The sequence below is a fragment of the Parabacteroides vesiculifaciens genome (genome assembly GCF_049860805.1).
Taxonomy (GTDB): domain Bacteria; phylum Bacteroidota; class Bacteroidia; order Bacteroidales; family Tannerellaceae; genus Parabacteroides.
This window is the reverse complement of sequence record NZ_CP187555.1, coordinates 109,055-121,217: the sequence shown is the minus strand read 5'-3', so window position 1 is coordinate 121,217 and position 12,163 is coordinate 109,055. Positions and strand designations below refer to the sequence as shown.

Sequence of the window (12,163 nt, the reverse complement as noted above, 5' to 3'; positions counted from 1 at the left end):
AATGTTGCCACCATTGAATCACCATATTCCTTTGCATCAAACAAATGTAAAACTCTAAATATTAATCAGTATGACACACACATGTACAAAAGTAACGGTTCGTCAGAGAGCGATTCGGAATAATCGTATCTCCTTGTATCTGGATTATTATCCGGCAGTCCGTAACCCTGAGACAATGCAGATGAGCCGTCGAGAATACCTCGGCATCTACATCTATGCCCACCCGAAAAACGAAATGGAAAGGGAGTTCAACAATGATATGTTGAACAAAGCAGAGGCTATCCGCTGCATCAGAGTGCAATCGCTCATTAATGAAGAGTTCGGCTTCTTGGATAAGAGTAAGCAGAAAGCCGACTTCCTCGCCTACTTCCAAAAGATGTGCCGAAGCAAAGACCAGAAATGGACGTTTGTCTATCAACATTTCTACAACTTCGTCAAAGGACAATGCACCTTTGGTGAGGTGAATGTGGATTTGTGCAAGAAATTTCGTGAGTACCTGTTGAATGCCAAGCAACTCAAACACGGCAACCGCCCCATATCCCTCAATTCGGCATCTGGCTACTACTCCACTTTCAGAGGATTGTTGAAGATTGCCTATCGGGACAAATGGCTTCGAGAGAATATCAATGACTACCTTGATAAGATTGAGCCACAAGATGTAAAGAAAGAGTATCTGACACTGGACGAGGTGAAGCAACTTGCCGCCACTCCTTGCGACATTCCTGTTCTGAAAGCAGCCTCTTTATTTGCTTGTCTGACAGGACTACGCATCAGCGATATTCTCAATCTTCAATGGGAAGATTTTGCCATTGCTCCCGACCAAGGCTATTGCTTGCGTATCAGAACACAGAAAACCCAAACGGAAGCAACACTCCCCATCAGTTACGAAGCCTACGAACTATGTGGCACTCCCGGCACTGGTAAGGTATTCAAAGGATTAAAACGAAGCATGATTAACTATCCGCTGAATAACTGGCTCAAAAAGGCAGGGATAACGAAACCGATAACCTTTCACGGATTCAGACACTCCTACGCAGTCATACAAATCTCTTTAGGTACAGATATTTACACGGTTTCAAAGATGCTAACCCACAAGAACGTTTCCACAACTCAAATCTACGCAGATTTGGTAAATGTGAAGAAACGAGAGACTGCCAATAAGATTTCACTAAAATAGACACAGCTATGAAACGAGGAATCATAACAAACAACGAACAAGGCATCCATATCTCTGATGGCGAAGTCTGGATGACCGCTTGGGAGATTGCCGACTTGTTCTATACAACAGTTGGAGCAATCAACTCCCGCATAAAAGCGATATTGAAAGCCAATATCTTAAAGAAGTATGAAGTCTGCCGATGTATAAGGTTAGAGAATGGGAATTATGCCGATGTGTATAATCTCAATATGATTATAGCCCTATCCTGTCAAATAAACACGGGACATTCCACTGCATTCAGGAAATGGCTTATCAATAAAGTTGCCTCCAAGCAGAAGGACATATCACTATTTATCCCAATAAGGTCAGCTAACACTTACAATTGCTAATACCCACAACTTAAAAGTCCGATGTAGGCTAGTCCCATGTCGGACTTTCCTTTGCTATTGTGGCACAGGTGGCATAGAAAAATGCTACCTACCTGTGCCAAAAGCTGCCACTTCCCGGGAAATGTATCTACACATCTTGCAAATGATATATATTTGCACACAAACGATTAACATATATCATTATGGAGCAGAAAAAGATAGAACATATAACTTTGAATTTGATTGTTTTCGGAACAATCGTCATCATTGGTGTTTTAGCCCGTCAGACCGCATTGCACTATGGTTGGGATGAGTTCAGCAGCTACCTTATTTTGGTGGTATGCTCCATTGTCATGGGTGCAATCTATCTCAATCTGCAAATGGTATTCAGCCAATTTCTTTCACCTACAATAGAGAAGTGCTTTATGAAATTTGAGTGCTACAGCAATAAGGCTGTGGTAATTGAAACTCCTATAGTACACTCCATGCTTGCCGAAAGTACCATAAATTCAGAATCCATCATTTCTGAACCTGAACTCGAAATTGAAATCGAAACTACATCTGACATAACAGAAGAGGTTTCTAATCCATCGTGTTCCGAACTCAACGAAGACATGGCAGAACTTCCCATCGAAGAATCCAATCAGCCAACAGAATACGAGATATTTCGTGCCAACGCTATGGCTGAAAAGGAACGGGCATCGCAAGAAAAATTAGGTAAGGTTCTCTCATATACGAAACAAAACTTGGTTCTCTATCTTAGTGAAACTGACCTTAATCGTCTATGTAGATATATCACAGAATACTACTTCTCTGATTCTCTACCCAAAGTTGAACAGATAAAGATTGATGCTCAATTAAAAACCATTGACATCATGCACTTTGGTTGGAATATCGGCAAGGCATTCGGCAAGCCACGCCTACAGACTGCCACATTTATCAAGAAAGTATTTGCTCATACCCTCCGTGATTCGGAAATATCCACCATTGAACGCAAAATGTCGCACACAGAATCAGAGTGCAAGATTAAACTGGATAGAAAAATTGCATAGTTGCAATGCCATTAGGCATTATCCATTGCATCCCAATAGTCCATATCCATTTTCATGACTTTAAGGACTTTCTCTGTTTGCAATCCCAAGCCATAGTCATATATGTATTCTGTTAATTGCTGCCCATTTATCAAAATAATGGTTGGTGAACCGTTAAGGCTTTCCACATACTCCATTGCTCCTTTGGTGTAATCAGAAGTGGTAATGAACACTCCTTTCTTGGATGGTGTTCCAGCAACAGCTCCTACAAAACTTTGAACTTCGTGACGCTGAACATTATTATCTAAAGCATATCGCTTTGCCTGTATAGAAATATGATTGAAGCCTAAAATATCTTCTTTGATAATACCGTCTATACCACCATCATTAGAAAGTTTCGTTACTATACCAGAGTTTTTGATCTCGCCACCATACCCCATTGCTTGAAGTAGTTTCACGACTAACCTTTCAAATTCTCTCGGCTGCTTGCTTAATATAGTTGTCAGAATTTGAGACTGCACATTCTGCTTTATTCTGTCATAGGAATCAGCCAATTCTTCTTCTGGTGTACGTTCATCATTTTCCACATGGGAAGCAATATTGCAAGTCTCCTTGTTTTTAGAACCTTTCTTTGGAGTTTTTGCATTTACAGTCACTTTGACAAACTCATTGATTTGTTCTTCCGTACATGAAGAAAGCATAGACAAGCCTTTTTCGCTAATTTTATAATCTCCCCTTTGAGGCTTCTCTACAAGACCTGCAATAAAAAGATACGATAATGCCCACGAAATACGATCTAAGAATATTTCGCCATTACCAGAAGGATACCAAGCATTCATTTCCTCCTCTGTCAGTCCAAAATGCTTAGCCAGAGGGATACGTAATTCTTTCGCTCTCATAACACCCCCTGAGCTTAATTCTTTCAATGCCTGTATCCTTATTTCTTCAAATTGCGGTATCATAAACAACAAATTAATATTATAGCTTCAATAACCATTGGTATTTCGTACTACAAAGGTACTTAAATTCCTTGTAATCACGACTAATCACCATCAAAAAGTTATTCATCAGTTATGTTTTGGTGAATAATTCCACCATTGAAACACCTGTTTCCTTTGCCGTCGAACAATTAAAAACGAGCGACGTATGCAAAAAGAAACAGTAACATTTGATAAGCTGCCCGAAGCGGTAGGTTATCTGACCGAACAGGTCATCGAGTTGAAAAGAATGGTGTCGGAACTTCAACCTCCTACATCAGACAAACACGTGTTGGTTGAAATTGAGGATGCTTGCCGTATCATCAGAAAAGCCAAGCCAACCATTTATACCTTGGTACGCAAGGGACTGCTTCCTGCCTATAAGAAAGGTAAGAAGCTCTATTTCTACGAGGACGAACTTCTTTCTTGGATTGAGAACGGACGGAAAAAGACTTCCGAACAAACATATGAGGAGATGCTGGCAAATATGCAAGGCAGTGTCCGTCATAAGCCCAAATCATCCGTGAAACTTAAATGAGTGTAGCTATGGATACATATTCTATTAATCCAGCATCCATCATTGATGAAGCGGTTGATTTAAGTATGCGACTAACAGGCACTGATTTTCCTGTCAGCATATTCCCTACAAAAATCCAACGCATCATCAGTGAGGTACACGAATGCCATAACTACCCTACCGACTACATTGCCTCTGCAATTTTTGCAGCGATTGCAGTTGGCATCGGTAACACGCATCTTGCCCAAATCAAGCAAGGCTGGATAGAAAGCCCTATCCTGTATATGGCACTGATAGGAAGACCGGGAGCAAACAAAAGTCATCCGCTCAGCTTTGCGATGAAACCGTTTCTTGATTACGACTATCAGAAGAATCAAGTCTTTGAAAAGGCTCTTGCCAAGTATGATGAGTTAATGAGTATGAGCCGTAAAGAACGTGCGGACAATGGTGAAGAGCAATTTCCACAGGAACCAGTCCGTAAACGCTTCTTGATTTCGGATGTAACACCTGAAGGATTGAGCCTCATTCATGCGCAGAACAAACGTGGTTTATGCTTGTGGGCTGACGAATTATCCGCTTGGTTCAAGAACTTCAACCGCTATAACAACGGTTCGGAAGAACAGTTCTGGTTGTCGGTATTCAGTGCCAAGACCACTATATCCGACCGCAAGAATGCCAAGAGTTCCATCTTCATCAAGCGACCGTATATCTCAGTTATCGGTACTATCCAAAAGAAGATTCTTAGCGAGTTGGCTAAAGGCGAACGCTCCAGTAACGGATTCATTGACCGCATTCTGTTCGTGATGCCCAATCTGCAACAGAAAGCACGTTGGAATGACAAGGAACTGCCGGAGAACATCGAACAAGAGTGGAATGCCATTATTGACAAGCTGATACAACAAGAGTATGCCCTCAATGAGTTTGGAGAGATAGAACCGCAGATTCTTCTTTTCACGGAGGATGCCAAGAGACGGCTTTACGAATGGCAGCACCACTTCTCAGAGTTGTGCGACCAAGAGACAAATGACACCATTGTGAGTATCTATTGCAAGCTGGAGATATACATCATCCGTTTCTGCCTGATTATCCAATTAGCACGATGGACTTGCGGAGAGTGTGGTAAAACATATATCGACCTGTTGACGGTAGAACGAGCCATTAAACTGACGGAGTATTTCAAGGAATCCGCATTGAGCGTTCAAAATATACTCAATGAGAACATGCTCAACAGCCAACAACAGGCGATAGTCAATCTACTTCCTCCATCCTTTACAACTGCCCAAGCTATACAGATAGCCGAGCAAAATGGAATGAAGGAACGCACATTTCAACGCTTTCTCAATGATAACATCGGAACATTGTTCCGCAAAGAGAAGCATGGAGAATATTCAAAGATTAACCCGTGACATTTTTGTCAGTTTTGACACTTTCCAAGCGAAAACGACAATAACGACAAAAGTGACACACCAAAAAAGAAACATACAATGAGTACACATAGATTCATATTAGAGCCCTACAAAGGTGTCAGCACTCGGCACACTTGCCCGAACTGCCACCGCCAAAGATGCTTTTCCAAGTATATTGATACGGAGAAGCAAATCCAGTTCCCTGAGTACGTGGGGCGTTGTGACCATGAACAGAAATGCGGTTATCACTTCACGCCCCGTGATTACTTTGAACAGAATCCGTCAGAAAAAGATAAGTTCACAGAGAATAGTTTTAGAAACTATGCACCAATAAAAGAGATACAACCAATAGCCACATCCTACATTGATTTGGATATAGTCAACCAATCATTGCGTGGCTATCCTGCGAACAAGTTATTTCAATTTCTATCGGCCCAGTTCGGAGAAACAGAAACATTGAAACTTATGAAGAGATACAAGGTTGGCACATCCAAGTATTGGGACGGTGCAACTGTATTCTGGCAGACGGACAATCAGAATAAAGTCCGTACGGGTAAGATAATGCTTTACAATTCCGAAACAGGTAAGCGGATAAAAGAACCATACAATCATGTTACATGGGTACACTCCGTACTGCACAAGGGCGATTACAATTTGAGGCAATGCTTCTTCGGTGAGCATTTGCTTCCTGAAGACAAAAGCCGTCCTGTTGCACTGGTCGAAAGCGAAAAAACGGCACTCATTGCTTCCTACTATCTACCGCAATTCCTATGGATAGCATCGGGGGGAAAGAATGGTTGCTTCAATGCTAACAACCTATCCGTTCTGGCAGGAAGAAGCGTTGTGTTATTCCCTGATTTGGGAGCGACCGACTATTGGCAGAGCAAAATCGGTCTGATGAAAAGCTACGGAATTGAGGTGCGTATGTTCGATTATCTGGAAGCCAATGCCACCGAAAACGAGCGAAAAGAGGGGTACGACATAGCCGATTATCTGCTCAATGTGAAGCCTGACGAAGCTATCTTCCAACAGATGATAAGGAAGAATCCTATCTTGAAAACACTGATAGAAACATTCGATTTGAAGCTCGTCAGCGTACAACAAGGCACTCCACAGCCGAAGGTTTCACCACCTAAGAAACGAGGATTCAGACTTTGAACACAGGGAGAGAAATCGAGACTTTTTTACTGTAGCAAGTTAATGTCGGTGTATTACATTTCCCGACCACTTGCTCCTCAAAAAGTCTGAGGAGGCGGCTCCCGATGGTCACAAATTATTCACTAAAAACAATTCACATGGAAAAGAAATATACAATAACACTCCGTCTGTCATATCAGCAACACGCATGGCTTGGTGCGCTTTGCAGACGGAGCAAGCAGACTCAGAGCGAAGTCATCCGTTCACTCATCGAGAATGGTTCGGTACGTGAACGAATCACGCAAGAGCATATCCACATCATCCGGCAATTGATTGGCGAAAGCACCAATCTTAACCAGTTGGCAAGACAAGCGAACACCTACGGGTTCTTTGCCGTTGCTGACAAATGCGAGGAAATGGCTCAGCACATTAATCAACTTATAAAGCGACTGAAAGATGATAGGTAAACAGACTAAAGGAACGTCATTCGGTGGGTGTGTTCGCTATGTCCTCAAAGAGGAAAAATCCAAACTATTGGAAGCGGTCGGAGTAGAAGGCACACCCGAACAGATGGTAGAGCAATTTGAGTTACAAGCATTACTCAACGACAAGGTAAAGAATATTGTCGGACATACTTCGCTCAACTTTTCACCGGAAGACAGTGCAAGGCTAAAGTCCGATGATGCCTTGATGCTGAACATAGCGCACGACTATATGAAACTGATGGGTATTGAAAACACGCAATACATCATTGCCCGGCATATCGACCGTGAGCATCCACATTGCCATATCGTTTTCAACCGAGTGAACAATGACGGCAAAACGATTAGCGACAAGAATGACTTCCGCAGGAATGAGAAAGTCTGCAAAATGCTGACCGCCAAATATCACTTGCACTTTGCCAATGGTAAAGACCATATCAAAGAGGAACGCTTACGTCCCTACGATAAGGCAAAGCATGAGATATACAAGGCATTGAAAGAAGAATTGCCTAAAGTTCATAGTTGGGATGACTTGAAAGATGCGCTTGCTGACCGAGACATTGATATGAAATTCAAGGTCAGCCGGACTACACGGGAAATACAAGGTGCCAAGTTTAAACACAACGGTTTTTCTTTCTCCGGTTCAAAGGTCAGCCGAGAATTTAGCTATCTAAATATCGACAACCGACTGGAAGAGAATGCTTGTGCATCCTTGTTGGAGTCTGCCAAACAAGAACCTAAACAGCAGAAAGAAGAGACACAGCAAAACGTTTCCCATTCCGATGATGGCTTTGGCTTCAGTCTCGGTTTGCTAAACGGAAGTTCATCCTACGATGCCACTGCCGCAGAAGAAGCAGAGTTCAATCGCCTGATGAAAAAGAAAAAGGTTAAGCGCAAGCGAGGCTTTCATTTATAATCATTTATTTATTAACATTTTAAATTCAATTATTTATGGCACAAAAAGATTTAATTCTTGATTTCAATCTCTACTTGTGTGAGAAATTTGGCTACAGAGAAAGCTGTAGCGTAATGACACATGCCAATGGCTTTTGTGTGGACATCCGTGAACGTGACTTAGACTGCTATATCCGCTTCTGGGAGTATAGCTGTGGAAGAGGCAACTTCCCCGACTGGTCTATCATCATTGTGCGCAGCAACTTCAAGAAGAACCAAGAAGAAAGCCTGAAAGACTTGGCTCGCTTCTTCAAGGAGTACATGCCACGCTACGGTTACAAATACCTCTGTACCGAAGATGATGACCACAAGTATTATCAGACACTTGGTTTGAAGTGTATAATGGACGGTTTTTGTCCCAATTATGCGTTAACACTGAAGGATTTGAATGTCTGAGACATGGTTTAGAGTTAAGGAGGGGGATTTTCCTCTCCTTTTCTTATATACCGATAAATCAGAATTTAGAGGCGATGGCAAAACAACTCTATGACTATTGGTTTGTGCAGTTTGACTTCCCGAATGAGGAGGGTAAACCATATAAGTCAAGCGGAGGCGAAATGGTGTGGAATAAGAAACTGAAACGCAACATTCCTGTTGGCTGGCATTGTGGAAGCCTCTTTGAAATTGCTGTTTTTACAAATGGTTTGGCTTGTCAGAAATTCAGACCAAAGGATGATGAAGTGTCATTGCCTGTTATCAAGATACGAGAAATGCACGATGGAATTTCTGTTGACACTGAAGAGGTAACGTCAAATATACCAGAGTCAGTAAAGGTGTATAATGGTGATGTGCTATTTTCATGGTCGGCATCACTGGAAGTTATGCTCTGGGCTTATGGACTTGGAGGACTTAATCAGCACATCTTTAAGGTTACATCTGCAAATGATTTCCCGAAATCATTCTACTATTTTCAACTTTTGTATTATGTCGATGTATTCAAGAAAATGGCAGAAGCAAGGAAAACAACGATGGGACATATTACGCAAGACCATTTACAACAAAGCACAATCGCCATACCTGATAATAAAGATATTGCGTATAGATTTGAGGTACTGATATCACCGATCTTTGAGCAGATAGTGAAGTTGCAAGAGGAAATATCAAATTTGACTAAGCAACGCGACGAACTTCTCCCGCTTTTGATGAACGGTCAAGTATCGGTAAATTCTGATTTAGCGGTCTCTTATATTATATATAAAGACATAAATATCAGAATTATGAAAGAGAACATCATTCAGGCGATAGTTGCGAAGATGCAGCGTGACTTAGATTGCCGACAAATGGCGCAGCTTAAAGCTGTGCTTACATCAGAACTGCATAACGTTGAGATTATCGAAAAAGGTGTGTGTGTGTACCAACAAACACAAGAAAACGAACAATTCTTAAATTCCTTTATATCAGCAAAGAAAATAGAGGGGTGTTCGGATAAGACATTAGCGTACTACCGTAATACCATTGAACGGCTATTAGTTACACTCTCAGTAGCAATCTGTCATATTACCACATCCGACATTCGTTCTTATCTATCCGATTATCAAGAAGAACATCAATCCAGCAAAGTTACCATTGACAATATGCGGCGCATCTTTTCCAGCTTCTTTGCATGGTTAGAAGATGAAGACTACATCGCCAAAAGTCCGGTCAGACGCATCCACAAGGTTAAAACAGATTCACTTGTAAAAGAGGTTCTTTCTGACGAACAGTTGGAACAACTTCGAGATAGTTGCACTAACAAACGAGACCTTACCATTATAGACTTTCTTTCATCTACTGGCATTCGTGTAGGAGAATTGGTAAAACTGAACCGAGCAGATATAGACTTCCACGAACGACAGTGTGTGGTATTCGGAAAGGGAAATAAGGAACGTGTTGTTTACTTCAATGCCCGAACCAAACTGCATTTGCAACAATACCTCAATGGGCGTACTGACGACAATCCTGCTTTATTCGTCTCACTCCATTCTCCTCACACACGCCTTACTATCAGTGGCGTAGAAGTAAAAATCCGGAAATTGGGACAAGCACTTTCTATACCTAAAGTTCATCCTCACAAGTTCCGTCGTACCCTTGCGACAATGGCTATCGACAAAGGTATGCCTATTGAACAGGTGCAACGCTTACTTGGACATGTACGTATTGACACGACACTGCATTATGCGATTGTGAACCAAAACAATGTAAAATTAGCTCATAAGAAGTACTTGGGATAAGTAATCATACAGGATTCTGCCTGAAAATGCGTAACTTTGCATCCAAAACTGGATGCAAATGGAAAAATATAAATTGGGAGACATCACTACTGTTGAAATCAGTGGAGTAGACAAGAAAATGAAAGACGGAGAAAAAGAAATTCGTCTTTGTAACTTTGTAGATGTTTATTATAACTGGGCTATTACCGCAGCTCAGTATGATAGTTTTATGCTTGCTACAGCCCGTTCCAATGAAATTTCCAAATTCCAATTGAAGAAAGGTCAAGTAGCCTTAACTAAGGACAGTGAAACCCGTGACGACATTGGCATTCCTACTTATATTGCCGATGATTTTGACGATGTCATATTGGGTTACCATTGCGCTCTGATTACTCCAAACAAAGACATTCTAGATGGACGTTATCTGAACGCTCTTCTACAAACAGACTATGCAAAGAAATATTTCGCTTGTAATGCCTCTGGAAGCGGACAACGCTATGCGTTATCCATAGAAGCTCTCAATTCCTTTCCTGTTCCAGTAATTCCATTGCAAGAACAAAAACAAATTGGCGAAACATTCTCTGCATTAGATAAAAAAATTGAACTTAATCGTGCGATAAATCAGAATTTAGAAGCAATGGCAAAACAGCTATATGACTACTGGTTTGTGCAGTTTGACTTTCCGAATGAGGAGGGCAAACCATACAAATCAAGCGGGGGTGAAATGGTTTGGAATGAGAAGCTCAAGAGAGAGATTCCAAAAGAATGGGAAGTCCTAAATTTAGGTCAGATAACAACTTCATATCAACAAGGGCTGATTCGATCAAACAATCAGCTTTCTGATAGTTCTGAATTTGGGTATTTAAAAATGGGCGATTTAGATGGTAAAGGACAGTACTCGTTACAAAAATTAGCCCGTACAAATGCTACAAGTGAAGAGGTTTTCTTATTTTCATTACATAAAGGTGATTTCTTAATAAATGTACGTAATAGCAAAGAAATAGTTGGTAAAACTTGCCTTATTGATTATGTAGAAGAAAACACACTATTTAATCATATGTTAGTGCGAATGAGTTTTGACAAAGTTACATCGTTTTACATGAACCTACTTTTTAATACAGATTTCATGTATAGAGCAATGGATGGCTTAAAGCAAGGAACGACAACCGTCATTGCTTTGTATCAAGAAGATTTATATAGACTTCCAATTGTTGTTCCAACAAAAAACGTTATGGATACATTCTCTATTATAGAGAAATCTATACTTAATCAAAAAGAACTTTTAACCAATGAAATTATATCATTGATTAAGCAACGAGACGAACTCTTGCCTCTCTTAATGAATGGTCAAGTATCGGTAAATTCTGATTTATCGCACGGTTAAGAGCTATTTTTTTGTCTAACGTAGATATCACACTTGATATTCTTTTCTGTTCGCTGATTGGTGGTATTGGGAAAGCGTATTCCGAAAGCAAATCGAATGTAATTTGAGGAAATGAACCTATCCGATTCTCGGCTCTTCGTTGGAGTATATCAAGAAAAGGTTGATTTGTCAAGCAATAATAAAAATACTCTAAATCAACATCTTCATTATATTTTCGCAATACCATTAATTTGGTAGATACAACATAGTCTTTAGTATCTTCTGTTGTAACTTTAGCAAATCTTCTGTTAGCAGGACGTATTTCACTGAACAAAATATCGTCCTTTACTATGGTCTTCTTAAATTGGCCTTTTAGCTCATCTACAGAAGTTAGCGTACCGCTACCCATTACCCCATTTTCTACATCAGATGTATTTATGGCAATGAGTTTATCTTTATCAAATCTGTGAGTGTCTGAAACTGTACGCACAATTTGATTTATTTTCAGAACTTTAGTGTGATTTGCATTATATTTTTTCAATTCCATCATTTTTCGTTTAATTCCTTACCCAACTTCGCT

At 40.7% G+C, this 12,163-nt stretch carries 13 protein-coding genes and 1 pseudogene; 12 read left to right on the top strand and 2 right to left on the bottom strand.

Translation table 11 applies throughout. From position 1 onward, the window contains the following. The first annotated feature begins 70 nt into the window (after nt 1-70). From ACPYIV_RS00530 to ACPYIV_RS00520, 3 genes are all read left to right on the top strand, one after another. Nucleotides 71-1,177, top strand: coding sequence for a tyrosine-type recombinase/integrase (locus ACPYIV_RS00530; protein ID WP_425885003.1), 1,107 nt, complete (start codon nt 71-73; stop codon nt 1,175-1,177). Nucleotides 1,178-1,185: 8 nt separating this feature from the next. Beyond that, nucleotides 1,186-1,548: a lipofamily protein gene (locus ACPYIV_RS00525; RefSeq protein ID WP_425885001.1), complete on the top strand. Its 363-nt coding sequence runs from the start codon at nt 1,186-1,188 to the stop codon at nt 1,546-1,548. A 182-nt stretch (nt 1,549-1,730) separates the two neighbouring features. Further along, the gene (locus ACPYIV_RS00520; protein ID WP_425884999.1) at nt 1,731-2,579 is read left to right on the top strand and encodes a mobilization protein; all 849 of its coding nucleotides are present in this window, start codon (nt 1,731-1,733) and stop codon (nt 2,577-2,579) included. A gap of 11 nt (nt 2,580-2,590) precedes the next feature. Here the strand turns inward: ACPYIV_RS00520 and ACPYIV_RS00515 are convergent, their stop codons facing one another. Further along, nucleotides 2,591-3,520 (bottom strand): restriction endonuclease, encoded by a 930-nt coding sequence (locus tag ACPYIV_RS00515; RefSeq protein ID WP_425884997.1) that lies wholly within the window; start codon nt 3,518-3,520, stop codon nt 2,591-2,593. Between the two features lie 184 nt (nt 3,521-3,704). Here ACPYIV_RS00515 and ACPYIV_RS00510 point away from each other — a divergent pair, with 184 nt between their 5' ends. From ACPYIV_RS00510 to ACPYIV_RS00470, 9 genes and pseudogenes are all read left to right on the top strand, one after another. Then, entirely contained in the window at nt 3,705-4,073 is a 369-nt protein-coding gene (locus tag ACPYIV_RS00510; RefSeq protein ID WP_288086077.1) for a helix-turn-helix domain-containing protein, read from the top strand. Nucleotides 4,074-4,081: 8 nt separating this feature from the next. Next, the gene (locus ACPYIV_RS00505; RefSeq protein ID WP_425884994.1) at nt 4,082-5,458 is read left to right on the top strand and encodes a DUF3987 domain-containing protein; all 1,377 of its coding nucleotides are present in this window, start codon (nt 4,082-4,084) and stop codon (nt 5,456-5,458) included. Between the two features lie 78 nt (nt 5,459-5,536). Beyond that, nucleotides 5,537-6,616 carry a DUF6371 domain-containing protein gene (locus tag ACPYIV_RS00500; RefSeq protein ID WP_425884992.1) on the top strand — a complete coding sequence of 360 codons (1,080 nt, stop codon included), beginning with the start codon at nt 5,537-5,539 and terminating at the stop codon, nt 6,614-6,616. A 137-nt stretch (nt 6,617-6,753) separates the two neighbouring features. Continuing rightward, nucleotides 6,754-7,062 (top strand): MobC family plasmid mobilization relaxosome protein, encoded by a 309-nt coding sequence (locus ACPYIV_RS00495; protein ID WP_425884990.1) that lies wholly within the window; start codon nt 6,754-6,756, stop codon nt 7,060-7,062. Continuing rightward, on the top strand, nt 7,052-7,993 hold the full coding sequence (locus ACPYIV_RS00490; protein WP_425884988.1) for a relaxase/mobilization nuclease domain-containing protein: 942 nt from the start codon (nt 7,052-7,054) through the stop codon (nt 7,991-7,993). Before ACPYIV_RS00495 ends, ACPYIV_RS00490 begins: the two co-directional genes overlap by 11 nt. A gap of 35 nt (nt 7,994-8,028) precedes the next feature. Beyond that, complete coding sequence (locus ACPYIV_RS00485) at nt 8,029-8,427, top strand: hypothetical protein (protein ID WP_425884986.1); 399 nt, start codon at nt 8,029-8,031, stop codon at nt 8,425-8,427. 74 nt (nt 8,428-8,501) lie between these two features. After that, a pseudogene (locus tag ACPYIV_RS00480) lies at nt 8,502-9,065 on the top strand (restriction endonuclease subunit S); the annotation flags it as partial. Nucleotides 9,066-9,248: 183 nt separating this feature from the next. After that, nucleotides 9,249-10,241 (top strand): site-specific tyrosine recombinase/integron integrase, encoded by a 993-nt coding sequence (gene xerA, locus ACPYIV_RS00475; protein ID WP_425886483.1) that lies wholly within the window; start codon nt 9,249-9,251, stop codon nt 10,239-10,241. Between the two features lie 58 nt (nt 10,242-10,299). After that, the gene (locus tag ACPYIV_RS00470) at nt 10,300-11,604 is read left to right on the top strand and encodes a restriction endonuclease subunit S (RefSeq protein WP_425884984.1); all 1,305 of its coding nucleotides are present in this window, start codon (nt 10,300-10,302) and stop codon (nt 11,602-11,604) included. Here the strand turns inward: ACPYIV_RS00470 and ACPYIV_RS00465 are convergent. Further along, nucleotides 11,528-12,133 carry a restriction endonuclease subunit S gene (locus tag ACPYIV_RS00465; RefSeq protein WP_425884982.1) on the bottom strand — a complete coding sequence of 202 codons (606 nt, stop codon included), beginning with the start codon at nt 12,131-12,133 and terminating at the stop codon, nt 11,528-11,530. The genes ACPYIV_RS00470 and ACPYIV_RS00465 overlap by 77 nt on opposite strands. Between the last annotated feature and the right edge of the window lie 30 nt (nt 12,134-12,163).